Source organism: Microbacterium sp. K41 (assembly GCF_004794395.1).
Taxonomy (GTDB): domain Bacteria; phylum Actinomycetota; class Actinomycetes; order Actinomycetales; family Microbacteriaceae; genus Microbacterium; species Microbacterium sufflavum.
Genome location: NZ_SSDO01000526.1, coordinates 65,859 through 89,969, shown reverse-complemented (window position 1 = coordinate 89,969; position 24,111 = coordinate 65,859). Strand labels below are relative to the sequence as shown.

General features: G+C 70.6%; 24 protein-coding genes and 1 tRNA gene. 12 read left to right on the top strand and 13 right to left on the bottom strand.

Translation table 11 applies throughout. From position 1 onward, the window contains the following. A partial coding sequence (locus DW309_RS18440; protein WP_136046207.1) for an ROK family protein occupies positions 1 to 1,006 on the top strand: 1,006 nt, incomplete at its 5' end. 18 nt (positions 1,007 to 1,024) lie between these two features. Here the strand turns inward: DW309_RS18440 and DW309_RS18435 are convergent. From DW309_RS18435 to DW309_RS18400, 8 genes are all read right to left on the bottom strand, one after another. After that, positions 1,025 to 2,299, bottom strand: coding sequence for an alpha-L-fucosidase (locus DW309_RS18435; protein ID WP_446724770.1), 1,275 nt, complete (start codon positions 2,297 to 2,299; stop codon positions 1,025 to 1,027). A gap of 94 nt (positions 2,300 to 2,393) precedes the next feature. Beyond that, positions 2,394 to 3,422 carry a ketol-acid reductoisomerase gene (gene ilvC / locus DW309_RS18430; protein WP_136046205.1) on the bottom strand — a complete coding sequence of 343 codons (1,029 nt, stop codon included), beginning with the start codon at positions 3,420 to 3,422 and terminating at the stop codon, positions 2,394 to 2,396. Between the two features lie 43 nt (positions 3,423 to 3,465). Continuing rightward, on the bottom strand, positions 3,466 to 3,975 hold the full coding sequence (gene ilvN, locus DW309_RS18425) for an acetolactate synthase small subunit (protein WP_136036742.1): 510 nt from the start codon (positions 3,973 to 3,975) through the stop codon (positions 3,466 to 3,468). 3 nt (positions 3,976 to 3,978) lie between these two features. Beyond that, positions 3,979 to 5,778 (bottom strand): acetolactate synthase large subunit, encoded by a 1,800-nt coding sequence (locus DW309_RS18420; protein WP_136034957.1) that lies wholly within the window; start codon positions 5,776 to 5,778, stop codon positions 3,979 to 3,981. Positions 5,779 to 5,829: 51 nt separating this feature from the next. Continuing rightward, positions 5,830 to 7,548 (bottom strand): dihydroxy-acid dehydratase, encoded by a 1,719-nt coding sequence (ilvD, locus tag DW309_RS18415; RefSeq protein WP_136036741.1) that lies wholly within the window; start codon positions 7,546 to 7,548, stop codon positions 5,830 to 5,832. A 106-nt stretch (positions 7,549 to 7,654) separates the two neighbouring features. Continuing rightward, positions 7,655 to 8,455 (bottom strand): trehalose-phosphatase, encoded by an 801-nt coding sequence (gene otsB, locus DW309_RS18410; protein ID WP_136034961.1) that lies wholly within the window; start codon positions 8,453 to 8,455, stop codon positions 7,655 to 7,657. Between the two features lie 35 nt (positions 8,456 to 8,490). Continuing rightward, a complete protein-coding gene (locus DW309_RS18405; RefSeq protein WP_136046204.1) occupies positions 8,491 to 9,897 on the bottom strand; it encodes an alpha,alpha-trehalose-phosphate synthase (UDP-forming) in 1,407 nt (468 codons plus the stop codon). A gap of 62 nt (positions 9,898 to 9,959) precedes the next feature. Beyond that, positions 9,960 to 11,222 (bottom strand): MFS transporter, encoded by a 1,263-nt coding sequence (locus tag DW309_RS18400; RefSeq protein WP_136046203.1) that lies wholly within the window; start codon positions 11,220 to 11,222, stop codon positions 9,960 to 9,962. Positions 11,223 to 11,428: 206 nt separating this feature from the next. Between DW309_RS18400 and DW309_RS18395 the strand changes: the two genes are divergently transcribed. After that, positions 11,429 to 11,728 (top strand): hypothetical protein, encoded by a 300-nt coding sequence (locus tag DW309_RS18395; RefSeq protein WP_025103262.1) that lies wholly within the window; start codon positions 11,429 to 11,431, stop codon positions 11,726 to 11,728. A 24-nt stretch (positions 11,729 to 11,752) separates the two neighbouring features. Here DW309_RS18395 and DW309_RS18390 read toward each other — a convergent pair whose 3' ends face one another. From DW309_RS18390 to DW309_RS18380, 3 genes are read right to left on the bottom strand one after another with little or no spacing between them, the layout of a single operon-like run. Next, positions 11,753 to 12,955, bottom strand: coding sequence for an acetyl-CoA C-acetyltransferase (locus DW309_RS18390; protein WP_240744681.1), 1,203 nt, complete (start codon positions 12,953 to 12,955; stop codon positions 11,753 to 11,755). Continuing rightward, the gene (locus DW309_RS18385) at positions 12,948 to 13,616 is read right to left on the bottom strand and encodes a CoA transferase subunit B (RefSeq protein WP_205812858.1); all 669 of its coding nucleotides are present in this window, start codon (positions 13,614 to 13,616) and stop codon (positions 12,948 to 12,950) included. Before DW309_RS18385 ends, DW309_RS18390 begins: the two co-directional genes overlap by 8 nt. A gap of 1 nt (position 13,617) precedes the next feature. Then, a complete protein-coding gene (locus DW309_RS18380) occupies positions 13,618 to 14,391 on the bottom strand; it encodes a CoA transferase subunit A (RefSeq protein ID WP_136046202.1) in 774 nt (257 codons plus the stop codon). A gap of 126 nt (positions 14,392 to 14,517) precedes the next feature. Between DW309_RS18380 and DW309_RS18375 the strand changes: the two genes are divergently transcribed. From DW309_RS18375 to DW309_RS18340, 8 genes are all read left to right on the top strand, one after another. Further along, positions 14,518 to 15,285: an IclR family transcriptional regulator gene (locus DW309_RS18375; protein ID WP_372490590.1), complete on the top strand. Its 768-nt coding sequence runs from the start codon at positions 14,518 to 14,520 to the stop codon at positions 15,283 to 15,285. A gap of 35 nt (positions 15,286 to 15,320) precedes the next feature. Next, a complete protein-coding gene (locus tag DW309_RS18370) occupies positions 15,321 to 15,758 on the top strand; it encodes a MarR family winged helix-turn-helix transcriptional regulator (RefSeq protein WP_136034971.1) in 438 nt (145 codons plus the stop codon). Then, positions 15,755 to 16,993: an MFS transporter gene (locus DW309_RS18365; protein WP_136036736.1), complete on the top strand. Its 1,239-nt coding sequence runs from the start codon at positions 15,755 to 15,757 to the stop codon at positions 16,991 to 16,993. The genes DW309_RS18370 and DW309_RS18365 overlap by 4 nt, the downstream gene beginning before the upstream one ends. Before the next feature lie 22 nt (positions 16,994 to 17,015). Next, positions 17,016 to 17,504 (top strand): YbaK/EbsC family protein, encoded by a 489-nt coding sequence (locus DW309_RS18360; RefSeq protein WP_136046200.1) that lies wholly within the window; start codon positions 17,016 to 17,018, stop codon positions 17,502 to 17,504. Positions 17,505 to 17,615: 111 nt separating this feature from the next. Continuing rightward, positions 17,616 to 18,308 (top strand): SOS response-associated peptidase, encoded by a 693-nt coding sequence (locus DW309_RS18355; RefSeq protein WP_136034978.1) that lies wholly within the window; start codon positions 17,616 to 17,618, stop codon positions 18,306 to 18,308. Between the two features lie 128 nt (positions 18,309 to 18,436). Next, on the top strand, positions 18,437 to 18,775 hold the full coding sequence (locus tag DW309_RS18350) for a DUF7882 family protein (RefSeq protein ID WP_136036733.1): 339 nt from the start codon (positions 18,437 to 18,439) through the stop codon (positions 18,773 to 18,775). A 73-nt stretch (positions 18,776 to 18,848) separates the two neighbouring features. After that, a complete protein-coding gene (locus DW309_RS18345; RefSeq protein ID WP_136046199.1) occupies positions 18,849 to 19,115 on the top strand; it encodes a hypothetical protein in 267 nt (88 codons plus the stop codon). 28 nt (positions 19,116 to 19,143) lie between these two features. Further along, a complete protein-coding gene (locus DW309_RS18340) occupies positions 19,144 to 19,419 on the top strand; it encodes a hypothetical protein (RefSeq protein ID WP_136046198.1) in 276 nt (91 codons plus the stop codon). Between the two features lie 75 nt (positions 19,420 to 19,494). On the opposite strand, the gene DW309_RS18335 is transcribed toward DW309_RS18340, so the two are convergent. Continuing rightward, positions 19,495 to 19,570 (bottom strand) — tRNA-Lys (locus DW309_RS18335). A 165-nt stretch (positions 19,571 to 19,735) separates the two neighbouring features. Between DW309_RS18335 and DW309_RS18330 the strand changes: the two genes are divergently transcribed. Continuing rightward, on the top strand, positions 19,736 to 20,536 hold the full coding sequence (locus DW309_RS18330) for an inositol monophosphatase family protein (protein ID WP_136046197.1): 801 nt from the start codon (positions 19,736 to 19,738) through the stop codon (positions 20,534 to 20,536). A gap of 26 nt (positions 20,537 to 20,562) precedes the next feature. After that, positions 20,563 to 21,129 (top strand): hypothetical protein, encoded by a 567-nt coding sequence (locus DW309_RS18325; RefSeq protein ID WP_136046196.1) that lies wholly within the window; start codon positions 20,563 to 20,565, stop codon positions 21,127 to 21,129. A gap of 15 nt (positions 21,130 to 21,144) precedes the next feature. On the opposite strand, the gene DW309_RS18320 is transcribed toward DW309_RS18325, so the two are convergent. After that, a complete protein-coding gene (locus tag DW309_RS18320) occupies positions 21,145 to 24,009 on the bottom strand; it encodes an HAD-IC family P-type ATPase (protein ID WP_136046212.1) in 2,865 nt (954 codons plus the stop codon). Positions 24,010 to 24,111: the final 102 nt, after the last annotated feature.

Genomic DNA, 24,111 nt, shown 5'->3' with positions numbered 1-24,111 from the left:
GCTGCTCGACGCCGGCGTGCTGCAGGAGGCCGGAGCCGGCACCTCGCGCGGCGGTCGCCGGCCCCGCGTGCTGCAGATCGCCTCCGACGGTCTCGTGCTCTCCGCCGACCTGGGCGGAAAGCACGCCCGCGTGGGACGGCACGACCTGAGCGGCGCGCTGCTCGACAGCGAGACGATCGCGATCGACGTCGCCGACGGCCCGGAGGCCACGCTCGCGCGGGTCGCCGAGGTGTTCGACCGCCTCGTGGCGGACACCAGGGTGCACGCGATCGGGGTCAGTCTCCCCGGCCCGGTCGACATCGCCACGGGATCCGTCGACCAGCCCTCGCGCATGCCGGGATGGCCGGGCTTCCGCGTGGGCGAGCACCTCGCCGAGCGCTACGGCGTGCCGGTCGTCGTCGACAACGACGCGAACCTCGCGGCGCTCGGCGAGCATCGGGAGCAGCTCGGTCACGGACAGCACAGCATCACCGTCAAGGCGGGAACCGCGATCGGCAGCGGCATCATCGTCGACGGTCACGTGCACCGCGGCGCGACGGCCGCGGCGGGCGACATCACCCACACCCGCATCGACGGCAGCGGCGACATCCCCTGCTCGTGCGGCAACACCGGATGCCTGGAGACCGTGGCCAGCGGTGCCAGCCTCGTGCGACAGATGCACGAGCGCGGCAACACCGCCGTCGCCACGACCGCCGACGTGCTCACGCTCGCGCGCGACGCCGATCCCGTCGCGACCACGCTCGTCCGCACGGCGGGCACGCACCTGGGTCAGGCGCTCTCCGGTGTCGTGAACTTCTTCAACCCGCACGCCGTGTTCCTGACGGGCAGCATGAGCGCCTCGGAGCCGTTCATCGCGGCCGTCCGCAGCCGGGTCTACGAGGCCTGCCACCCCTTGGCCACGCAGCGCCTGCGCATCGAGGCGGCGACCACGGGCGCGGACGCGATCCTGTACGGCTCCGCGCGGCTGGCGCTCGAAGGCGTGGAGATCCCGGTGGCGACGGCCTGAGCCGCCGCCACCGCCCGCTCAGTCCGCGCGCAGGCGCAGCTCGATCACCGGCACCAGCACGTCGGGACGACGCACGGGCAGATGCACCGTAAGCGTCCCCTCGGCCTCGCCGGCGGGGGTCATCAGATCCGCCTGCTGCTCGGGGTCGGACACCGAGGTGCGCAGCCACGAGCCGTCGTTCAGCAGGCGCGCGTACGTCACGCGGTCGGCGAGCCCGGGAAGGTGCACGAACCCGAGCGGCCAGCTGAACAGGCTGAGGTAGAGGCGGTCGCCCCGCAGCGTGTACACGCCCTCGCGCGGCGGGGTGAACGGGGCGTGCCCTGCACCGATGACCGCGCGCTCGTGCAGCCGCATCCACTCCCCGATCTCCGCGAGCGTCCCGGCATCCCGCGGCGCGATCGCCCCGCGGCCGTCCGGACCGATGTTGAGCAGCATGTTGCCCCCCATCGAGACCGAGTCGACCAGCATCTGCACCAGCAGCGTCGGCGACTTCTGATCGGTGTTGTCGCGGTGGTATCCCCACGATCCGTTGAGGGTCTGGCAGGCCTCCCACACCAGGGGCTCGCCGTCGCGCAGGAATGGCGCGGTCGGCTGGTACTGCTCCGGGGTGACGAAGTCGGCGGGGATGCCCAGGCGGTCGTTCACCAGCATCTCCGGCTGCAGCTCGCGGCACAGAGCAAGCAGCGCCTCGGCGTCCCAGTCCTCGGGCCCCTTGCCGGGCCAGCCGTCCTTCTCCTCGGGGTAGGTGAAGTCGAAGAACAGGTAGTCGATGTCGCCGTACGCGGTCAGCAGCTCGCGCACCTGCCCGTGCAGATACGCGCGGTACCGCGACATGTCGCGACCCTCGTTGAGCGCGTGCGCGTTCTCGTCGTCGCGGCGGGGGTGGTTCCAGTCCACCGTGAAGTCCGGGTGGTGCCAGTCGATCACCGAGTGGTACAGCCCCACCTTGAGCCCCTCGGCGCGGAGCGCGTCGACGTACTCGCGCACGAGGTCGCGCCCGACGGCCGACACCGACGTGAAATCCGTGAGTGCGGAATCCCACAGGCAGAAGCCGTCGTGGTGCTTGGTCGTGAGCACGACGTAGCCCATCCCGCTCTCCTTGGCCGTCCTGGCCAGGGCGGCCGCGTCGAACAGGTCGGGGTCGAAGTTGTCGAAGTACGGGCGGTAGTCCTCGTCGGTGAGGCGTTCATAGTTCTGCACCCACTCGTGCCGCGCCGCGCCGCTGTACAGCCCGAAGTGCACGAACATCCCGAAGCGGGCGTGATCAAACCATTCCTGTCGCATGCCTCCCATCCTGGCATAGACATCCGATGTTTGACGGACGAACGAGGTCGGGAAACGCAGAACGGGCGCCCCCGAGGGGACGCCCGTTCCTTCGACGATCGACTCAGCGCGCGGCGCTGCCGTCCACGTAGTCCTCGTCCTGCTGCTTCCAGGCGAACAGCGACCGCAGCTCCTTGCCGGTGGCCTCGATCGGGTGCTGCTCCTCCTTGGCACGCAGCGCGAGGAACTCCTCGGCGCCGTTGTCCTGGTCCTCGATGAAGCGCTTCGCGAACGCGCCGGACTGGATGTCGGACAGCACGCCCTTCATGCTCTCCTTGACGCGCTCGTCGATCACGCGCGGTCCGGAGACGTAGTCGCCGAACTCAGCCGTGTCGGAGATCGACCAGCGCTGCTTGGCGATGCCGCCCTCCCACATCAGGTCGACGATGAGCTTCAGCTCGTGCAGCACCTCGAAGTAGGCGATCTGCGGCTGGTACCCGGCCTCGACGAGCGTCTCGAAGCCCGCCTGCACCAGGTGGCTCATGCCACCGCAGAGCACGGCCTGCTCACCGAAGAGGTCGGTCTCGGTCTCCTCGGTGAACGTGGTCTTGATGACGCCGGCCCGGGTGCCGCCGATCGCCTTGGCGTACGACAGCGCGAGGTCCCAGGCGTGACCCGATGCATCGCGCTCGACGGCGATGATGTCCGGGATGCCGCGACCGGCGACGAACTCGCGGCGCACCGTGTGACCGGGCGCCTTCGGGGCGACCAGGATCACGTCGACACCCTCGGGGGCGTCGATGTAGCCGAAGCGGATGTTGAACCCGTGCGCGAACGCGAGGGTCTTGCCCGCGGTCAGGTTCGGGGCGATCGACTCGCTGTAGATCGTGCGCTGGTGCTGGTCCGGCGCGAGGATCATGATGACGTCGGCCCACTCGGTCGCATCGGCGACGGTCTTGACCGGGAAGCCGGCCTCCTCCGCCTTCGCGGCGGACTTGGAGCCCTCCTTGAGGGCGATCGCGACCTCGACGCCCGAGTCGCGCAGGTTCTGCGCGTGGGCGTGACCCTGCGAGCCGTAGCCGACGATCGCGACCTTCTTGCTCTGGATCAGGGACAGGTCGGCGTCGTCGTCGTAGAAGATCTCGGTGCTCACGGTGTGTTTCTCCTTGATTGTGGTTCGGAAGAGTGGGGAATGGTCAGCCGCGCAGGACGCGCTCGGTGATGCTCTTGCCGCCGCGGCCGATGGCCAGGAGACCGGACTGGGCGATCTCCTTGATGCCGAAGGGCTCCAGCGCACGCAGCAGCGCCTCGACCTTGCCCTTGTCGCCGGTGACCTCGATCACCAGGGCGTCGGAGGCGTAGTCGACGACCGACGCGCGGAACAGGTTCACGACCTCGATCACGTTCGACCGGGTGGCGTTGTCGGTGCGCACCTTCACGAGCATGTGCTCGCGCTGCACCGAGGTGGTCGGGTCGAGCTCGACGATCTTGATCACGTTGATCAGCTTGTTCAGCTGCTTGGTGACCTGCTCGAGCGGAAGCTCCTCGACGTCGACGACGACCGTGATGCGGGAGATCCCCGGCACCTCCGTCACGCCGACCGCGAGGGAGTCGATGTTGAAGCCGCGGCGGGCGAAGAGCCCCGCGACACGGGTCAGCAGGCCGGGGGTGTTCTCCACCAGCAGGCTCAGCACGTGGGTCGACATGGCTCAGTCCTCCTCGTCGAAGGCGGGCGCGTGGTCGCGCGCGTACTGGACATAGCTGTTGCTGACGCCCTGCGGCACCATCGGCCACACCATGGAGTCGGCGCTCACCACGAAGTCGATCACCACGGGGCGGTCGTTCGTGTCGAGAGCGAGCTGGATGGCCGCGTCGACCTCCTCCTCCTTCTCCACACGGATCGCGAGGCAGCCGTACGCCTCTGCGAGCTTGACGAAGTCGGGGATGCGGACCGTGCCGTGGCCGGTGTTCAGGTCGGTGTTGGAGTGACGGCCGTCGTAGAACAGCGTCTGCCACTGGCGCACCATGCCCAGCGAGGAGTTGTTGATGATGGCGACCTTGATCGGGATGTTGTTGATCGCGCAGGTCGCGAGCTCCTGGTTGGTCATCTGGAAGCAGCCGTCGCCGTCGATCGCCCAGACCTGGCGTTCCGGCTCGGCGACCTTGGCCCCCATCGCCGCGGGGACCGAGTAGCCCATGGTGCCCGCTCCCCCGGAGTTGAGCCACGCGTTCGGGCGCTCGTACTTGATGAACTGCGCGGCCCACATCTGGTGCTGCCCCACGCCCGAGGCGAAGATGCCCTCCGGTCCGGTGAGCTCGCCGATGCGCTGGATCACGTACTGCGGCGCCAGCAGCCCGTCGGTCGTCGGCGCGTAGCCGAGCGGGAACTCGTTGCGGAGGCCGTCGAGGTACGACCACCACTCCTCGATGTCGGGCTTCGCGCCACCCGTCGCACCGCGGAATGCGGCGTCGAGGTCGGTCAGCACGTCACGCACGTCGCCCACGATCGGCACATCGGCCGTGCGGATCTTCGAGATCTCCGCGGGGTCGATGTCCACGTGCACGACCTTGGCGTGCGGAGCGAACAGCGCCGCCTTGCCCGTCACGCGGTCGTCGAAGCGCGCGCCGAGCGACACGATGAGGTCGGCCTCCTGCAGCGCCAGCACCGCCGGAACGGTGCCGTGCATGCCGGGCATGCCCAGGTGCTGCGCGTGGGAGTCGGGGAAGGCGCCGCGGGCCATCAGTGTGGTCACCACGGGGGCGCCCGTGGACTCCGCGAGCTCCAGCAGCTCGGCGGCCGCACGACCGCGCACGACGCCGCCGCCGACGTACAGCACCGGCTTCTTGGCCTCGGCGAGCAGGGCGGCCGCGGCCTGGATCTGCTTGCCGTGCGCCTTGGTGACCGGGCGGTAGCCGGGCAGGTCGATCTTGGGCGGCCACACGAACGGGGCGACCGCCTGCTGCGCATCCTTCGTGATGTCCACGAGCACGGGACCGGGACGACCGGTGCCGGCGATCTCGTAGGCGGCCGCGATCGCCCCGGGGATGTCCGCCGCGTCCTTCACCAGGAACGAGTGCTTCGTGATCGGCATCGTGATGCCCACGATGTCGGCCTCCTGGAACGCGTCCGTCCCCATCAGGGTCGAGAACACCTGGCCGGTGATCGCCAGCAGCGGCACCGAGTCCATGTAGGCGTCGGCGATCGCGGTGACGAGGTTCGTCGCGCCGGGACCGGAGGTGGCGATGCACACGCCGACCTTGCCCGACGCGGACGCGTACCCCTCGGCCGCATGACCGGCGCCCTGCTCGTGGCGCACCAGGATGTGGCGCAGCTGCGACGCGTCCATGAGCGGGTCGTACACCGGCAGGATCGCGCCACCGGGGAGACCGAAGACGTCGGTGACGCCGAGCAGCTCGAGCGAGCGCACGACGGCCTCGGCACCGGTGATCTCCGGGGCGGATGAACGGGCGGGCGGCCTCGGCACGGCCGAGACGGTGTCAGCAGTCATGACTTTCCTTCTGGTGAACTGTGGAGGACGCCGGATGCCGATGCATCCGGGTCAGCCGGTGGTCGCTCCCTCGGCGGCGGACCGCACGAGGCGCGAGTACTTGGCAAGAACGCCTCGGGTGTAGCGCGGGGGAAGCGGCTCCCAGCCAGAGCGGCGGGAGGCGAGCTCCGCCTCGTCGACGAGTAGGTCGAGAGAGCGAGCTGCGATATCGACCCGTATCAGATCACCATCGCGCACGAAGGCGATGGGACCAGCGTCCACCGCTTCGGGTGCTATGTGGCCGATGCACAGGCCGGTTGTGCCGCCTGAGAATCGTCCGTCCGTCAAGAGTAGTACATCTTTTCCGAGCCCAGCGCCCTTGATGGCCGCGGTGATCGCGAGCATCTCCCGCATGCCCGGTCCGCCCTTGGGGCCCTCGTAACGGATGACGATGACACTGCCCGGCTCGATCGAGCCCTCGGCGACCGCGTCCATCGCCGCACGCTCGCGCTCGAACACACGCGCCGGTCCCTCGAACACGGCCGCGTCGAATCCGGCGGTCTTGACCACGGCACCCTCCGGGGCGAGCGAGCCGTGGAGGATCGTGAGGCCGCCCGTCGCGTGGATGGGGTTGTCGAAGGTGTGGATGACCTCGCCGTCGATCGGCTGCGGGTCGAGGTCGGCGAGGTTCTCGGCGAGCGTCTTGCCCGTCACGGTGAGCGCGTCGCCGTGCAGCAGGCCCTCGTCGAGCATCGCCTTCATGATGACGGGGATGCCGCCGTGACGGTCGACGTCGTTCATCACGTACTTGCCGAACGGCTTCATGTCGGCCACGTGCGGCACGCGGTCGCCGATGCGGTTGAAGTCGTGCAGGCTCAGCTCGACCTCGGCCTCGCGGGCGATCGCGAGCAGGTGGAGCACCACGTTCGTGGAGCCGCCGAGGGCCATCGCGAGCGCGATCGCGTTCTCGAACGCCTCCTTCGTGAGGATGTCGCGGGTCGTGATGCCCTGGCGGAGCAGGTTCACCACGGCCTCGCCGGAGCGGTGCGCGAAGTAGTCGCGACGGCGGTCGGCCGCGGGCGGAGCAGCCGAGCCGGGAAGGCTGAGGCCGAGCGCCTCGGCGACCGACGCCATCGTGTTGGCGGTGTACATGCCGCCGCACGCCCCCTCACCGGGAGCGATCGCGCACTCGATGCGCTTGAGGTCCTCCTCGCTCATGAGACCGGCCCGGCACGCGCCGACCGCCTCGAACGAGTCGATGATCGTGACGTCCTTCTCGGTGCCGTCCGAGAGCTTGACCCACCCCGGCGCGATCGATCCGGCGTAGAGGAACACGCTGGACAGGTCGAGGCGGGCGCTGGCCATGAGCATGCCGGGGATCGACTTGTCGCAGCCCGCGAGGAGCACGGAGCCGTCGAGGCGCTCGGCCATCATCACGGTCTCGACCGAGTCGGCGATGACCTCGCGCGAGACGAGCGAGAAGTGCATGCCCTCGTGGCCCATCGAGATGCCGTCCGACACCGAGATCGTCCCGAACTGCAGCGGGTAGCCGCCGCCGGAGTGCACGCCCTCCTTCGCGCCCTGCGCCAGACGGTCGAGGCTCAGGTTGCACGGCGTGATCTCGTTCCAGCTGGACGCGATGCCGATCTGGGGCTTGTCCCAGTCCTCGTCGCCCATGCCGACGGCACGGAGCATGCCGCGGGAGGTCGTGGCCTCGATGCCGTCGGTGACGACGCGGCTGCGGGGCTTGATGTCGATGGGCGCGCTGGAGGAGGGATCATGCGAGGACATGACGAGAGTCTATTCCTGCGCGAGCACCCGTTCGTCCGCACGCGGGCTCCAGAAGCGCGGCGATCTGTTGTGGGGTGTCCACACGCGCGCAGCGGGAGCCGGAGGGTCAGCCCCCGAGAGCGACCTGCCGCTCGTCGGCGAGCGTCTCCAGCAGGGCGCCCACCTGCTCCGGGGAATCCACCCGCAGGGCCGCGGCGCTCTCCCCCGGGCCGACGCGCACGCCGAGGTCGCCCTCGCCGAGCACGCGCATGGCGTCCTCATCGGTCACGTCGTCGCCCGCGAAGAGGATGCCCGTGGCATCGAAGCGCTCACGCAGCGCGGCCATCGCCGCATCCTTCCCCTCCGCTCGGGACGAGAACTCCAGCACCCGGTGACCCGCCCGGCGACGCCAGTGCGGGAACCGCTCGGCGACCAGCGCGTCGATCTCCGCGAACACGCGCTCCTCGGTCTCGCGGTCGGCGCGGCGCGTGTGCACCCCCATGCCGAACGTCTTCGGCTCCAGCTCCGCCCCCTCGTAGCGGTCGATGATCGGCTGCGCGGCCGCCCACAGCTCCTCGCGCGCACCGTCCGCCGTGGGGGCACCCGGCGCATCCGCCGCGCCTTCGCCGGGGAACCAGTACTGTGCGCCGTGCGACCCCGCGAGCGCGATCACCGAGTCGTCCGTGTGCTCGGTGATCTCACGCAGGTCGTGCATGCTGCGGCCGGAGACGAAGGCCACGACGGTGTCGCGCATCGCGGCGAGCCGGGCGATCTGGGTGGCGACCGCGGGATGGGCCCTGGCGGCCATCGGGTCGACGACGAGCGGCGAGGCCGTGCCGTCGAAGTCGAGGGCCACCACGAGCCGGGGGGTCGCGGCCAGCGCGGTCAGGTCGGCGTCGGCGGTTCCGGGGGTCCAGGGGCGCGTCACGGGTTCTCCGTTCGAGGTGCGGGTATCGGGCGAGCTCAGCGACCGCGTACCGCGGCGAGGGCGTCGAGGAAAGAGGTCGACCAGGCGTTCACGTCGTTATCGAGCACGCGGCGCCGCAGCGACCTCATGCGGCGCGCCTGCTCGGCGGGCGACATCTCGACGGCCTCCATGATGGCGTCCTTGAGCCCGGCGATGTCGTGCGGGTTGACCCGGACGGCCTGGCGCAGCTCGTCGGCGGCACCCGTGAACTCGCTCAGCACCAGCACGCCGTGGTTGTCGGTCCGCGTCGCGATGTACTCCTTGGCCACGAGGTTCATGCCGTCGCGGAGCGCGGTCACGAGCATCACGTCGGCCGCGAGGTAGAGCGCCACCATCTCCTCGCGGGGATAGCCCTGGTGCAGGTAGCGGATGGCGGAGTGTCCGACCGTGTCGTGGTCGCCGTTGATGCGGGCGACCGCGAGCTCGATCTCGTCGCGCAGGTGGGCGTAGGCGTCCACGCGCTCGCGGCTCGGGCTGGCGACCTGGATGAGCGTGACGTCCTCGACGGCCAGGCGCCCGTCCTCGAGGAGCTCGCCGTAGGCCTTGATCCGGTGACCGATGCCCTTGGTGTAGTCGAGGCGGTCGACCCCGAGCAGGATCCGTTTGGGGTTGCCGAGACTCGCGCGGATCTCGGCCGCCCTCGCCCGGACGTCCGGTCGCGCGGCGAGCTCCAGGTACGGCGCCGTGTCGATGGAGATCGGGAACGCCTTGGCGAGCGCGGTCCTGGTCTCGCCGCCCTCGGGTACGGCGACGTTGGCTCCCTTGACCTCATAGCGCAGCCGACGCCGCACCGCCGTGAGGAAGTAGGTCGCGTCCTGCGCCCGCTGGAAGCCGATGACGTCCGCCCCGAGCAGGCCGCGCAGCACCTGGTCGCGCCAGGGCAACTGCGCATAGAGGCCGTGCGCGGGGAACGGGATGTGGTGGAAGTAGCCGATGGTCACGTCGGGTCGCAGCTCGCGCACCATCTGCGGTACGAGCTGCAGCTGGTAGTCGTGCACCCAGACGGTGCCGTCCTCCGCCACGGCTGCCGCGGCCGCCTCCGCGAAGCGCCGGTTCACCGTCACGTACGCCTCCCACCACTCGCGGTGGTACTGGGGTGGCGCGATCACGTCGTGGTAGAGCGGCCAGATGGTGTCGTTCGCGAAGCCCTCATAGTAGTCGGCGACCTCCTCCGCGCTCAGTGCGACGGGGATCAGATCGATGCCGTCCGCCTCGAACGGGTCCAACGCGACGTCGGGCTGCCCCGGCCAGCCGACCCAGGCGCCGTGCACACGGCGCATCATGGGCTCGAGGGCGGCCACGAGACCGCCCGGCGAGGTGCGCCATGTCTCTTCGCCGTCGGGGCCCACCACCCGGTCGACGGGTAGGCGGTTGGCGACGACGACGAAGTCAGCAGCGGTCACGGAGAGCTCCTTGGGGGTTTCATCCAGGCTATCGAGGAACCGCGGCGCTCGCCGATCTGCGCTCAGGGCTTGACGGGCGCGCGTCGATGCGTCACGCCGCTGAGGGCCCAGTTCGCGACACCCGCGCCGAACGCGATGGCTGCGGCGACCATGGGCAGCACCAGCGCGGCCTCGGTTCCCGCGCTCTCCGCGAGCTCGCCCGCCACGGCCGCGCCGATGGACTGACCCACGACGACACCGGATCCGAGCATCGTCATGACCGTCGCGGACCGACCGCGTGGGCTGCGTGCCGCACCGAAGCTGTACTGCGTGACCAGGGTGGGGCCGATGCCGATGCCCATCACGGCCAGCGCGATCATCATGGCCGCGGGGCTGTCGACGACCCCGAGGAGCAGCGTGCCCGCGAGCAGGATCGCGGAGAACACGAGCCACCGCGCCCGCAGCGTGAAACGGGCGGGGAGCCACGCGACGCCCAGGGCGAGCGCCGCCGATCCCACGCCCATCACGCCGTACAGCAGCCCGGCCTGCTCCGGCGCACCGCGGTCGGCCATGAACGACGTGAGCGAGGTGAGCATCGCGCCGAAGAACAGTCCGACGCCCAGGATGCCGAGCACCACGATCAGCAGTCGCGGGCGGAACAGCTCGGACACGGCCGAGGGAGCACGGCCGTCCGCGTCGCGGTCCTGCGACACCTGGCGACCGCTGGGGTGCAGGGCGAAGGCTCCCACGAAGACCAGCGTCAGGACCGCCGCGCCCACCAGCGGGGCCCAGGGCGCGAGAGCAGACGCGAGGATGCCGACCAGGAACGGCCCGAACACGAACACGGTCTCGTCGGCCGCCGACTCGTACGCCATCGTTCCGGACACGGTCCTGGTGCGGCGCTCCTCCGGCATCCGCTCCACGATCAGCGTGACCAGGCGCGAGCGGGACAGCGGGGCCACCTGGGGCGCCGTCGCCCCGATGCCGACCGCGGCGAGCAGGACGAACCCGTCGGCGGCCTCGCCGTACACGACCGCGGTGAACAGCAGCAGCATGGCGGCGTTGCCGACCGCGAGCACGAGAAGCACAGCGCGCTGACCGAACCGATCGGCCGCGGCGCCCAGGAGCGGCCCGAAACAGGCGGTCCCCAGGCCGACCGCGGCGGAGGTGAGTCCGCCGAGGGCGAGGGAGCCGCGGGCCGAGACCACCACGGTGAGCACGCCGACGACCATCATGGCGAACGGCAGTCGCGCGATGAACGCGATCAGGAAGTAGGGCAGGCCGGCGAGGCGGAAGAGGCTCGGCTCGTGGGCGCGGGCAGGAGGGGTGACGGTGACGTGTGTCATGGCTCTCGCGCGTCGATGACGCGATGTCGGGTGCCGCCGCTGTCCGCCGGAGAGGCCGGCGGCCGGTAGATACACGGTGTGTGCGGCCGCGGGTGACCCGCGACTCCCCCATGATAACGACCCCGCCTGCATGGGCGCCCTGCCAGCACCGCCCTCGCGTTGTCAAGGCAGGGCGAGGGACGGAGGGCGGCGGGTAGCGTAGGGGCATGCGCTACCTCTTCAGCACCGGACTCGTCGCCGCGATCTCGGCAGGGATCTCGCTGCTGCGCGGCACCCGCAACGAACCCATCACCTGGCGCTCGCTCCTGTCGTGGGTGAGCTGGGGCATCACGATGGCACTCGCGGTGGGCGCCGTGGTCGACATGCGTCGCGAGCGCCACGGCGTCCCGGTCGACGCCGACTCCCCGCAGTCCGTCAAGAAGTCGAAGAAGGCGCAGCGGCTGCAGTTCCGGTCGCAGAAGGCCCTCGCCGACGCGCAGGGGCACGCCCAGGACAAGCGGTCCTGACGCGCCCCCACGGCCCGCGGTCGTTCACCGGGTGAGGATGAGCGCCTCGCCCTGCCCGCCGCCGCCGCACAGCCCGACCGCGGCCGTGCCGCCCCCGCGTCGCACGAGCTCGTGAGCCGCGTGCACGACCAGGCGGTTCCCTGACGCTCCGATCGGGTGGCCGATCGCGATCCCGCCCCCGTGCACGTTGACGATGTCGCTGTCGAGACCCAGTTCGGTCTGCGACCGGGCGACGACCGCACCGAACGCCTCGTTGATCTCCACGATGTCCAGATCCGCCGGCGTGATGCCCTGCTTCTCGCACGCGCGCTCGATCGCCCGTGCGGGCTGCGCCTGCAGCGAGTTGTCCGGCCCAGCGGTCTGCCCGCTCGCGCCGACGGTCGCCAGCACGGGCCAGCCCTTCGCCTCCGCGATGCGCCGCGTCGCCACGACGACGGCCGAGGCGCCGTCGGAGATCTGCGAGGAGTTTCCCGCGGTGATGCTGCCGCCCTCCGCGAACGCGGCGCGCAGCCCGGCCAGCGACTCCACGGTGGTGTCGGGGCGCACGCCCTCGTCCCTCGTGACGCGCAGCGGCTCACCGCGTCGCTGCGGCACCTCGACCGGCACGATCTCCGCGTCGAGCACGCCAGACTCCTGCGCCGCGGCGGCCCGCTGGTGCGAGAGCGCGGCGACCGCGTCCTGAGCCTCGCGCGTGAGGCCGAAGCGCTCGTTGTGCCGCTCGGTGGACGCCCCCATGCTCTCGCGGTCGTACGCGTCGGTCAGGCCGTCGTAGGCCAGGTGGTCGAGCACCTCGACGGTGCCGTACGCCCAGCCGTCGCGCGACCCCATCAGCAGATGCGGGGCCCTGGTCATGGACTCCATGCCCGCAGCCACCACGACCTCGGCGTCGCCGGTGCGGATCATGCGGGCGGCGTCGATCACGGCCGTCAGCCCGGACAGGCACACCTTGTTCACGGAGTGCGCCGGCACGTCCCAGCCGATCCCCGCGCCGATCGCCGCCTGCCTGGCCGCGTTCTGTCCCGAGCCGGCGGCGAGCACCTGTCCGACGATCACGGCATCCACGTCGCCGGGGTCGACGTGTGCCTGCTCCAGAGCGCCGCGGATCGCGAACGAGCCCAGCTGCGGCGCGGTGAACGCGGCGAGCTGACCCTTGAGCCGGCCCTGCGGGGTGCGCGCGGCGGCGACGATGACCACGTCGTCGTCCGTCACCATGTGGTTGTCAGTCATGGGTGGGGGTCCTTCCGTCCTGCAGTTCCGGGGAGAGGCTGAGGGGCGGTTCCGTGGCGGCGGCGACCTCGTCGATCGTGACACCGGGGGCGAGTTCGACGAGCACCAGGCCGTCGGGCGTCACGTCGATCACGGCCAGGTCGGTGATGATGCGGTCGACCACTCCGCGGCCGGTGAGCGGGAGGGAGCAGTCGTCGACGATCTTCGCCGACCCGTCCTTCGCCACATGCTCCATCAGCACGATGACCCTGCCCGCGCCGTGCACGAGGTCCATGGCGCCGCCCGGACCCTTGACCATCTTGCCCGGGATCATCCAGTTCGCCAGGTCGCCCGCGGCCGACACCTGCATGGCACCGAGGATCGCGGCGTCGATCTTCCCGCCACGGATCATGCCGAAGCTGAGGGCGGAGTCGAAGAAAGCCGCTCCGGGGAGCGTCGTCACGGTCTCCTTGCCCGCGTTGATGAGGTCGGGGTCGACCTCCTCCTCGCGCGGGTAGGGCCCGACCCCCAGGATCCCGTTCTCGGACTGCAGCACCACGGTCACGCCGGGCGGCACGTGGTTGGGCACGAGCGTGGGCAGCCCGATCCCCAGGTTCACGTAGGAGCCGTCCTGCAGCTCGGCGGCGGCGCGGGCTGCCATCTGGTCTCGCGTGAGCGCCATGTCAGGCTCCTTCCGCCGCGACGGTGCGTCGCTCGATGCGCTTGGGGATGTCGGTGCCGACCTCCACGATGCGGTGCACGAACACCCCGGGCAGGTGCACCGCGTCGGGGTCCAGGTCGCCGGGCTCCACGAGCCGCTCCACCTGCGCGATGCAGATGCGTCCGGCCATGGCCGCGAGCGGGTTGAAGTTGCGCGCCGCCTTGGTGAAGACGAGGTTGCCGTGACGGTCGCCCAGGGCGGCGTGCACGAGGGCGAAGTCGGTGGTGATGGCCTCCTCCAGCACGAACTCCCTCGGCTCCCCGCCCACGTCGAAGGTGCGCACGTCCTTCGCCGGCGATGCGACCGCGATGGAGCCGTCCGGGTGGTAGCGGCGCGGCAGGCCGCCCTCCGCGACCTGTGTGCCCACACCCGTCTGCGTGAAGAACGCCGCGATACCCGCACCGCCGGCACGCAGCTTCTCCGCGAGCGTGCCCTGGGGCGTCAGCTCGAGCTCGAGCTCGCCGCTGAGGAACTGGCGCTCGAACTCCCTGTTCTCCCCCACGTACGACGAGGTCATCTTCCGGATGCGCTGCGCCGCGAGGAGGATGCCGAGCCCCCAGTCGTCGACGCCGCAGTTGTTGCTGACGATGCTCAGGTCGGTCGTGCCCTGGGCGAGGAGAGCCTCGATCAGGGCGATCGGATTGCCGGAGAGGCCGAACCCGCCGACCGCGAGAGAGGCGCCGTCGGGGATGTCCGCGACGGCCGCGGCGGCGGACTCCCAGTGTTTGTCGATCACGTCTGCTCCTTCGGTTCCGTGCTCTCCTCCAGGATCCGCCCGGCGGGTGCGACCACGCCAGCACGGTCTTGTGATGTGGCCCGCAGGCCGACTACCGTCCACAATGTGGAATCGACGTCTCGAAGCGTGCCCGGGGCCCAGGCGATCGCGAGGGCGGCCGGGCTCCTGCGCCTGGTCACCGCGTCCGGGGCGGAGGGCGCGACGCTGCAGGAGCTCGCTCGCGCCTCGGGGCTGTCGCGCTCCACGGCGCATCGGCTGCTCACCGCCCTCCGCGTGGAGGGCCTGGTCGACCGTGACACGGACAGCGCGCGCTGGATGCCGGGGCCGGAGCTGTTCCTGATGGGATCCGTGGCGGCGGCGCGCTACGACGTGACCGGCCTCGCGCGCGACATCGTGCGCTCGCTCGCCGTCACGACCGAGGAGAGCGCGTTCTTCTCGGTGCGCCGTGCCGACGAGACCGTCTGCCTGCTGCGCGAGGAGGGCTCGTTCCCGATCCGCTCCTTCGTCCTGAGCGAGGGGGTGCGCTTCCCCCTCGGTGTCGCGAGCGCCGGCCTGGCGATCCTGTCCTTCCTGCCGGACCACGATGTGGATGCCTATCTCGAACGCCACCCCGACCTGGAGACCCGCTGGGGTCGCGCCCACGGGCGGGCTCCCCTGCGTGCGCGACTGGCGGAGACCAAGGAGCGCGGGTACGCCGTGAACCCCGGTCTCATCGTGGAGGGCAGCTGGGGCCTGGGCGCCGCCGTGTTCGATCGCGCGGGGCGCCCGGAATGGGCGCTGAGCCTGACCGGTGTGGCCTTCCGGTTCGGACCGGATCGCCAGGCCGAGCTGGGCCGCATCCTGCTGGCGCACGCCCATCAGCTCTCGGCGCGGATCGCGAACGCCCGCCGCTGACGCGTATACATACCAAGCGATATATACTGGCTGGTATGAATCGCGTGGATGTCATCCCGTCGCTCGTGCTCTCCGGGTACGCGCTCGGCCGGATCGCCGCTCAGGACGCGGGAAACGACGCCCCGGCGGCACAGTGGCGCGTCCTCAGCCTGCTCACCCAGACGGGGCCCCGTCGCGTGGGCGAGCTGGCCGCGGCGGCGCGCACGACCCAGCCGGGCATGACGCGGCTGATCGGCACCCTCGAACGCGAGGGGCTCGTGCACCGCTCCCCCGATCCCGACGACTCCCGGGCGATCACGGTCGCCATCACGGAGGCCGGGACGGCAGCCGTGGACGAGTGGAGGGCGGAGTTCCGCTCCACCATCGCCCCGCGATTCGCAGACCTCGACGACGACGACTGGGCAGCGCTCACCCGCGCGGCCCGGATCCTCGCCGAGCGCACCACCGCCGACAGAGCAGGAGACCACCAGTGACCCAGACCACCGCCGCATCGACCCCGTCCGTCTGGAGGCAGCCCGCGCAGGTGTGGGCGGTCGCGTTCGCCTGCGTCGTCGCGTTCATGGGCATCGGGCTGGTCGACCCCATCCTGCCTGCCATCGCCGAGTCGCTCGAGGCGTCACCGGTCGAGACCGAGCTGCTGTTCACCAGCTACCTCCTCGTCACCGGCCTCGCGATGCTCGTCACCAGCTGGGTCTCCAGCCGTATCGGCGCCAAAGCGACGCTCCTCGTCGGTCTCGCGCTGATCGTGGTGTTCGCTCTGCTCTGCGCCCTGAGCGGCAGCGTCGACGCGGTGATCGGGTTCCGGGCGGGCTGGGGCCTCGGCAACGCGCTGTTCATCTCCACGGCTCTCGCGACCATCGTCGGGGCAGCCTCGGGCGGCAGCGGCGCGGCGATCGTGCTGTACGAGGCAGCCCTGGGTCTGGGCATCGCCGTGGGTCCGCTGCTCGGCGGCATCCTCGGCGAGCAGAGCTGGCGCGGCCCCTTCTTCGGTGTCGTCGTGCTCATGGCGATCGCGTTCATCGCGGTGTCCCTGCTGCTGCGCGGCCCGAGCGAGAAGCGCACGCCCGTTCCGTTCTCCGCGCCGTTCACGGCACTCCGTCGTCCCGCGCTCGCGATCCTCGCCGTCGCCGCGCTGTTCTACAACATCGGCTTCTTCGTGCTGCTGGCGTTCTCGCCGTTCCCCCTGGGCTTCGGCGCGATGGGCATCGGCTTCACCTTCTTCGGCTGGGGTGTCGCGCTCGCGGTGACCAGCGTGTGGGTCGCACCCGTGCTGATGCGGCGCATGCCCCGCACCCGGATCATCCTGGTCGTGCTGCCCCTGCTGGCGATCGACCTCGTGGTCGCCGGACTCGTCGTCGACAGCGCCGCCGCGCTCGTGGCGTGCATCATCGTGGGCGGCCTGCTGCTCGGCATCATGAACACGGTGCTGACCGAGGCCGTGATGGAGGCCACCGATCTGCCCCGCTCGGTCGCATCGTCCGCCTACTCGGCCGTCCGCTTCCTCGGTGGCGCGATGGCTCCGCCGATCGCGGCACTCCTGTGGCACCTGTTCAGCGCGACCGTTCCGTACCTGTTCGCGGCGGTCGCGGTGCTCCTCGCCGCGCTCACCGTGTTCCTCGGCCGTCGTGCCCTCGCGCACATCGACGACGAGCCCGCTGACCCCGCGGCGGAGGACGCCCAGGCCATCGTCGTCGGCGACGCGGCCTGAGCGCCTCCACTACCGTGGTGCCATGACCGACGCGCCCTCGCTTCCCGAACGCAGCCGCCTGGTGCATCAGCACCTCGTCGAGTCGGGTGTCGATGCGGAGATCCGGGTCCTCCCCGACTCCACTCGAACCGCGACGGAGGCCGCGGCCGCCATCGGCTGCGAGATCGCCGCGATCGCCAACAGCCTGGTGTTCCTCGCCGACGGTGACCCGGTGCTCGTGATGACGAGCGGCGGACACCGGGTCGACCTCGGCGTCCTGGCGCGCAGTGTCGGCGCCACGGACGTCTCGATGGCGCCGGCGTCCGTCGTGCGGGAGGCGACAGGTCAGGCGATCGGCGGCGTGGCACCGGTCGGGCACCCGGCACCGCTGCCGACCTACCTCGACCGCGCACTCACGGCGTTCCCGGAGATCTGGGCTGCCGCGGGGCACCCGCACACGGTGATGCCCCTCACCTTCGCCGAACTGGAGCAGCTCACGCACGGCACCGTGATCGACGTCGCCGGAGCCTGATCCGGGCTCCGTGCATCCAGGGCCGTGCACCCGCGCACCCCGTGCAGCATGATGGGACGATCGAGTCCGGTGCGCGGGGCATCGGCGGACACGGATCTGCGAGGGTGAGACATGTGCGGACGATTCGCGAACGATGCGACCACCGACGAGCTGATCCGCGAGTTCGTCGCCGAGGGCGGCCGTCCCGAGGACTGGTGGAAGTCGTGGCACGGCGCCTACTCGATCGCCCCCACCGAGAACGCACCGATCGTCCGCGACCGCGGTGAGGGCCGCATCCTCGAGCTCGTCCGCTGGGACTGGCAGAGCCCGCCCAACCGCCCCCAGCGCGCGCCGCTCATCAACGCCAGGATGGAGAAGCTGGCGGCCGGGTTCTGGGCACCCGCGTTCTCCGCGGCCCGGTGCATCGTCCCGATGCGCGGCTACTTCGAGTGGACCGGCGAGAAGGGGCGGAAGACCCCGCACTTCCTGCACGCCGACGGCCTGCTCGCCGCCGCGGGACTGACGTGGTCCATGGAGCACGAGGGAGAGCGGGTGCGATGCTTCGTCGTGGTCACCAGGGAGGCCAGGGACGCGAGCGGCGAGGTCCACGACCGCATGCCGGCCTTCCTGACGCCGGACACGTGGGACACCTGGCTCAGCCCGGACAAGCTGACCGGGCAGGCGAAGCTCGACGCGCTGGCGATGCTGGACCATAGCTCGGCGGATGTCGCCGCCACGATCCGTGGGCGCATCGTGGACCGCAAGGTCAGCAACACCCGCACGCTCGACCCGTCCGACCCCACCCTCCTCGATCCCGTCGCCTGAGACGCCCCTGTCGCCGACCGGGGTATCCGGTTCCTCGAATGTGTGAGACCGTAGAGGAACACCACACCAGTGATCATCTTGGTTGCGCCTCTTGGCACAGGTTTCTGTGGCGGAACAGGAAGCAGGTCATGGGTCGTTTCGTGTACGAGAACAGCGTGAAGGTCGAGATCGAGGATCGGGCGCTCACACACGTCCAGCTCGTCATGACCGCGAAGCTCCGCCGTGGGGAGCCGTTCGGATTCACCTGGCGGGAAGACGCCAGCATCGGCGGCGGACGCACCACGGTATGGGTGCACGCGGGCAGCTCGCTCGTCTTCAAGTACAGCGGCAGCCGTCAGCCGGCCGTCAACCGGGCCTGGGTCGACGCACTCGCGTTCACGGCCAACGCCCCCACCGGGCTGTACCTGGTGTCCGAGCCCGCAGAGCAGGCACCGACGGATCGCGAAGCGGTCCTCGCCCCGGCGTGACCCCCGTAACACGATGCGCAGGCTGGTTCAACCCCTCTTGCCGCCTCGGTGAGCCCTGCCTACCGTGGACCGCATGGGGAACACCGAGACGACCACGACGCACATCGAGATCGATGGGCACGACTTCGTGCTCCCGTCCAGCACCGACGTGGCTGACCTCATGACGCGCATCGAGGCTGCGGCCCGTTCCGAGCCGACCTTCGTCGATCTCGCCACCGGCGACAGTCTGACGAGTGTGCTGATCACGGCGCACTCTCGCGTGGCGGTGTACCTGCGGCGGAGCACCACGGATGCGCCTCCTCCCGTCGATCTGCGATCCGCCCTCGACTGGGACCTCTGACCCGTCGCGCGCCTCCTAAGCTGGGAGGATGCTCATCGCCCTCATCCGCCCCCTCGGCAGCGCCACCGCCGACGTCGTCGGCACGTCCCTCGAGGATGTGCGCACACAGCTGGCCGCCCACGCGCAGCCCGGGTTCGACCTGGCATCCGCACCGGTGCGGATGCTGAAGGGCGAGGCGAAGATGGAGGCCACGGGAACGTTCCGCCGGGTCGACGGCGTCGAGCAGATCGAGGCGGAGGACATGTCGTCGCTCGAGGCCAAGGTTCCGGAGGGCTGGCAGATGCTGTCCGTCCGGCGCGCCTGACCGCACGCCGTCGACCGGACGAGCACCGTACGAGAGAAGCCCTCGACCGTGGAGCACGGATCGAGGGCTTCTGCGTGGTGCACCCCCAGGGACTTGAACCCTGAACCCACTGATTAAGAGTCAGTTGCTCTGCCGATTGAGCTAGAGGTGCGTGGCCCGGGATAACCCCGACCGAGGAATTACATTACCAGCCGATCAGCCGCCGACGAAATCGTGTGCCGCCCGGGCGCGCCAAGCACACGCGTACACCTCGGGACGCAGCCACGGTGGCCGATGGTCACTCAGGGCCGCAGGTCACCGCCACTATCCTGGGAGCGTGACTCAGCCCCCTGCCGCGACCGACCTGCGCGCCGACCTCGCCCTCGCCCTCCGGCTCGCCGACGCGGCGGACGCCCAATCTCTGCCGCGCTTCGACGCCGCGGATCTGGAGATCTCCACCAAGGCCGACCGATCGCATGTCACCGACGCCGACCTGGCGACCGAGCGTGCGGTGCGCAGCATCCTCGAGAGCGAACGGCCCGATGACGGCATCTTCGGCGAGGAGTTCGGCGCACAGGGGGCCACGGACCGACAGTGGATCATCGACCCGATCGACGGGACGGCGAATTTCCTGCGCGGCGTGCCACTGTGGGGCACCATGATCGCTCTGGCGGTCGACGGGGTGCCCCAGGTCGGGGTGGTGAGCATGCCCGCGCTGGGACGACGCTGGTGGGCGGCCGCCGGCGACGGCGCGTGGACCGCCGTGGACGGCGAGGAACGACGACTGACGGTCTCCGCCGTGTCCTCCCTGGATGACGCGAGCGTGAGCTTCCAGAGCATCGCTCAGTGGCGGGACGCCGGGCACCTCGACGCCCTCCTGCGACTGTCGGACCGGGTCTGGCGGGACCGCGCCTACGGCGACGTGTACGCCTACATGCTGCTGGCCGAGGGCCGCCTCGACATGGTGGCCGAGTTCGATGTGAAGGAGTATGACATCGCGGCCGCCGTGGCGATCGTGCGCGAAGCCGGCGGCCGGATGACGTCCTTCGAAGGCAGCGAGACGATCTCCGCCCGCTCGACACTCGCCACCAACGGAGTCCTTCACCAGGACCTCCTCGCGCTCCTGCACGACGCCTGACCGCCACCGCGATCCCGAGGACCCCCATGACCGCCCGCAGCCTTCCCGCCGCCACCGGCGCGCTGCTGGTGCTGCTGCTGGCGGGCTGCAGCGGGGCTCCGCACGCCGAGCCCACCCGCTCTCCTCCTGCCACCGCCGACACCACGGTCGAGACGTCCTCCCCCGCCCCCGTTCCGGCGCCCGAACCCACGGGCGAGGAGCTCACGTGCGAGTCGATGATCTCCGACGGCACGGTCGCCGCGCTGACGTCGGCCGGCTGGAGTGCGCAGGGCAAGGAGTTCCGGGCCGGGGGCGTCGAATTCACCGACGGACTGCTCTGCTTCTGGGCCGACTTCTCGGTGCCCTCGGACCACGGTCAGCTGTACGGATGGGCCCGCGTCAGCGCCGCGGACGCGGCGGAGGCGCAGGCCGGGCTGCTCGCCGAGGGGTGGCAGCGCGAGGAGTCGGAAGAGGGCGTGTACGTCACGGAGGACCCGGAGTTCTCGATGGGAACCGATGAGGACGGCTACGGCATGACCTACCTCTTCGGCGACGGCTGGGTGAAGTTCGCCGACACCCGCCAGAGCCTGCTGCTCGTCGACTGGGCGGACTGAGGGCACCGCGGCCGCTCAGGGGCGACCGCGCCCCATCGAGCTGTCGCGGATGCGCCCGAACCGGTGCGTCGTCGGCGGCGTCCACAGCAGGGTCACGAGCACGCCCGCGACCAGCCCCGTGATCCCGGCACCCCAGTCCCAGCGATCCCCCGCGAGCAGCACCGCGACGCTGACCGCGATGGCGAGCGTCAGCACGATCGTGAGCAACAGGCGCGACAACCCGCTGCCCCGCCGCACGCCCGCCGCGATCGCGAGCACCAGGAGCCCGAACAGGGCGATCGATGCGCCGAGGAGCGAGAACGCCGTCCGTCCCACCGTCCCCTCGTAGCGCGAGAGGAACACCAGCACACCGAACGCCGTGGCGAGCAGGCCGAAGACATAGGCGAGGGCCGCGACCCCATTCGTGAGGACCCGCCCCACGGTGCTGCCGCGGGCAGCCTGAGCGGCGCGCTCGGGTTCGCCGGTGCGGTCGCCGCTCGGGCGAACACGATCGACGACGACGCGGCGATGGACGAACCGGATGATCTCGATCGCGGCGATCATCACCGTGACGATCCCGGTGAGGGCCAGCGCGAGCTCCTCCCCCGGATCGACCAGGGCGAAGAAGCTGCGCGCCGGCGGCAGGCTGAAGATGCCGACGAGCAGCACGAACATGGCGCCCACCACGAGGACCTTGAAGCGATTGAGGGGCCGCGCCAGCACCGCCAGCACCCAGATGCCGACGATCGCGAGGATCACGGTCGCGCCGGTACGCAGCTGCTCCTCGGAGACGCCGAGACCGCGCGCGACAGCGTCGTACCAGGTGAGGCCGCCCGCCACGACGACGCCGGCCGGGATCGCGAAGCTGAGGGATCGCCGCAGGAAGCCGGGGAGGTAGCGCGAGGCGTTCGGCATGAGCGCCAGGAAGAACGCGGGGATCCCGATGGTGAGGCCGTCGGTGATCGACAGCTGGCGCGGGAGGAACGGGAAGGCCAGGATCAGCGCACCGAACACGACGGCGAGGGTCGTCGCATACGCCGTCTTGGTGAGGAACAGCATCGAGACGCGTTCGATGTTCGCGATGACCTGCCGCCCCTCGGCCACGACGTCGGGCAGGTGGGAGAACTGCCCGTCGAGCAGGACGAGGCGCGCGACGGCCTTCGTCGCCGGCGAGCCGGAGTTCATGGCGATCCCGATGTCGGCCGTCTTGATCGCCAGGGCGTCGTTGACCCCGTCTCCGGTCATGGCGACGGTGTGTCCGTGGCTCTGCAGCGCGGTCACCATGCGCTTCTTCTGCTCCGGCGTCACCCGCCCGAACACCTGCTGGCTGTCGAGGAGTCGGGCGAGCTCGGCATCGTCGTCGGGGAGCTCCCGCGCGTCGAACCCCTCCTCCACGTCGAGTCCGACCTCGCGCGCGATCGCCGCCACGGTCCGCGGGTTGTCTCCGGAGATGATGCGGATGGCCACCTCCTGGCGGCGGAAGTACTCCAGCGTCTGCGCGGCGTCAGGACGCACCTGTTCGCGGAAGGTGAGGACGCGGACGGGGGCCAGTCCGGCGGGCAGGCGCTCCTCGGCGATCTCCGACTCGGACAGCGGCTGTTCCGCCCGCGCGAGGACCAGCGTGCGGCGCCCGCTCTCCGCGAGCCTCGTGACCGTGCGGCCGAGCTCGGTGCTGCTCGAGGTGGCCTCGTCGCCGAAGATCATCTCCGGTGCCCCCATCACCCAGGTGCCGTCGACCTCCTCGAACACCGTGGCGCTCCATTTGCGCGCCGAGGAGAACGGGATGTCTCCGCGGACGTGCAGCGGTGCGCGCACCGGGTGGTCGGCGCGCAGGGAACGGGCCGTCGAGTTCGCGTCCGGAGCTGCCGCATACCAGGCCAGCACGGCGGCCACCTCGTCTGCACGGGACGGAGACGCGCCGCCGATCGTGTGCTCGGCGTCGAAGACGATGTCGCCCACCGTGAGCGTGCCGGTCTTGTCGAGGCACACGACGTCGACACGAGCGAGCCCCTCGACCGCCGGCAGCTCGTTCACCAGCACCTGTCGACGCGCGAGCCGCGACGCTCCGACCGCGAACGCGATGCTGGTCATCAAGACGAGGCCGAGCGGAATCATCGCGGTCAACGCGGCGATCGTGTTGACCACCGCCTGCTGCCACGAGCCTGAGCTGAACGCCGTCGCATAGCCGCCGGTCACGATGATCTGCGCGTTCAGCACGAGGAGCCCGACGGGACCGATGATCCAGCCCACCCAGGTGAGGACGCGATCGATCGACGACCGGAGCTCGCTCGCCACCAGCGAGAACCGCCGCGCCTCACCCGCGAACCGGTTCGCGTACGAGTCCGCCCCGACGCGGGTGGTGACGGCGAGCCCTTCGCCGGCGACGACGACCGCCCCCGACAGCGCCTCATCGCCCGGGTGCTTCTCGACCGGGTCCGACTCGCCGGTGAGCATCGACTCGTCGATCTGCAGCCCGCGGGACTGCGTGACCGTGGCGTCGGCCGGGACCTGTTCGCCGGCACGCAGCACGAGCACGTCGTCGAGCACCACATCGCCGGGGACCACCTCCGTCTCGGCACCGTCCCGTCGGACGAGCGCACGCGGGGCGTTCATCAGGGCGAGGCGATCGAGGGCCGCTTTCGCTCGGAACTCCTGCACGCAGCCGATGATCGCGTTGGAGAACGCGGCGAGACCGAAAAGGGCATCCTGCCACCGCCCGATCGCGAACAGCACGAAGAAGCACGCGAACACGATCCCGTTGAAGATGGTGAACACGTTCGCGCGGACGATACTCCAGGCGCTCCGGCTCGTGTCGGCCGTGAACGCGTTCGTTCGGCCCGTCGAGACGCGTTCCGCCACCTGGGCGCGCGTGAGTCCGTCGGCGGGCGTGGGCGGGGTCATCGTCACGGCCTCAATATAGGCTGCGCCGGCGTCTCCTGCGGCATGCCCTCCTCCGCGTCTGCTCCCTGGGCCGCGCGTGGTCGCATTGTCAACCGTCTGGCC

Excerpts from the sequence above, each read along its gene's own strand:
- DW309_RS18435 (WP_446724770.1), bottom strand. The coding sequence starts at position 2,299 with ATGGGAGGCATGCGACAGGAATGGTTTGATCACGCCCGCTTCGGGATG.
- ilvN (WP_136036742.1), bottom strand. The coding sequence starts at position 3,975 with ATGTCGACCCACGTGCTGAGCCTGCTGGTGGAGAACACCCCCGGCCTG.
- DW309_RS18420 (WP_136034957.1), bottom strand. The coding sequence starts at position 5,778 with ATGACTGCTGACACCGTCTCGGCCGTGCCGAGGCCGCCCGCCCGTTCA.
- ilvD (WP_136036741.1), bottom strand. The coding sequence starts at position 7,548 with ATGTCCTCGCATGATCCCTCCTCCAGCGCGCCCATCGACATCAAGCCC.
- DW309_RS18400 (WP_136046203.1), bottom strand. The coding sequence starts at position 11,222 with ATGACACACGTCACCGTCACCCCTCCTGCCCGCGCCCACGAGCCGAGC.
- DW309_RS18395 (WP_025103262.1), top strand. The coding sequence starts at position 11,429 with ATGCGCTACCTCTTCAGCACCGGACTCGTCGCCGCGATCTCGGCAGGG.
- DW309_RS18390 (WP_240744681.1), bottom strand. The coding sequence starts at position 12,955 with ATGACTGACAACCACATGGTGACGGACGACGACGTGGTCATCGTCGCC.
- DW309_RS18385 (WP_205812858.1), bottom strand. The coding sequence starts at position 13,616 with ATGGCGCTCACGCGAGACCAGATGGCAGCCCGCGCCGCCGCCGAGCTG.
- DW309_RS18370 (WP_136034971.1), top strand. The coding sequence starts at position 15,321 with ATGAATCGCGTGGATGTCATCCCGTCGCTCGTGCTCTCCGGGTACGCG.
- DW309_RS18360 (WP_136046200.1), top strand. The coding sequence starts at position 17,016 with ATGACCGACGCGCCCTCGCTTCCCGAACGCAGCCGCCTGGTGCATCAG.
- DW309_RS18355 (WP_136034978.1), top strand. The coding sequence starts at position 17,616 with ATGTGCGGACGATTCGCGAACGATGCGACCACCGACGAGCTGATCCGC.
- DW309_RS18350 (WP_136036733.1), top strand. The coding sequence starts at position 18,437 with ATGGGTCGTTTCGTGTACGAGAACAGCGTGAAGGTCGAGATCGAGGAT.
- DW309_RS18345 (WP_136046199.1), top strand. The coding sequence starts at position 18,849 with ATGGGGAACACCGAGACGACCACGACGCACATCGAGATCGATGGGCAC.
- DW309_RS18340 (WP_136046198.1), top strand. The coding sequence starts at position 19,144 with ATGCTCATCGCCCTCATCCGCCCCCTCGGCAGCGCCACCGCCGACGTC.
- DW309_RS18325 (WP_136046196.1), top strand. The coding sequence starts at position 20,563 with ATGACCGCCCGCAGCCTTCCCGCCGCCACCGGCGCGCTGCTGGTGCTG.
- DW309_RS18320 (WP_136046212.1), bottom strand. The coding sequence starts at position 24,009 with ATGACCCCGCCCACGCCCGCCGACGGACTCACGCGCGCCCAGGTGGCG.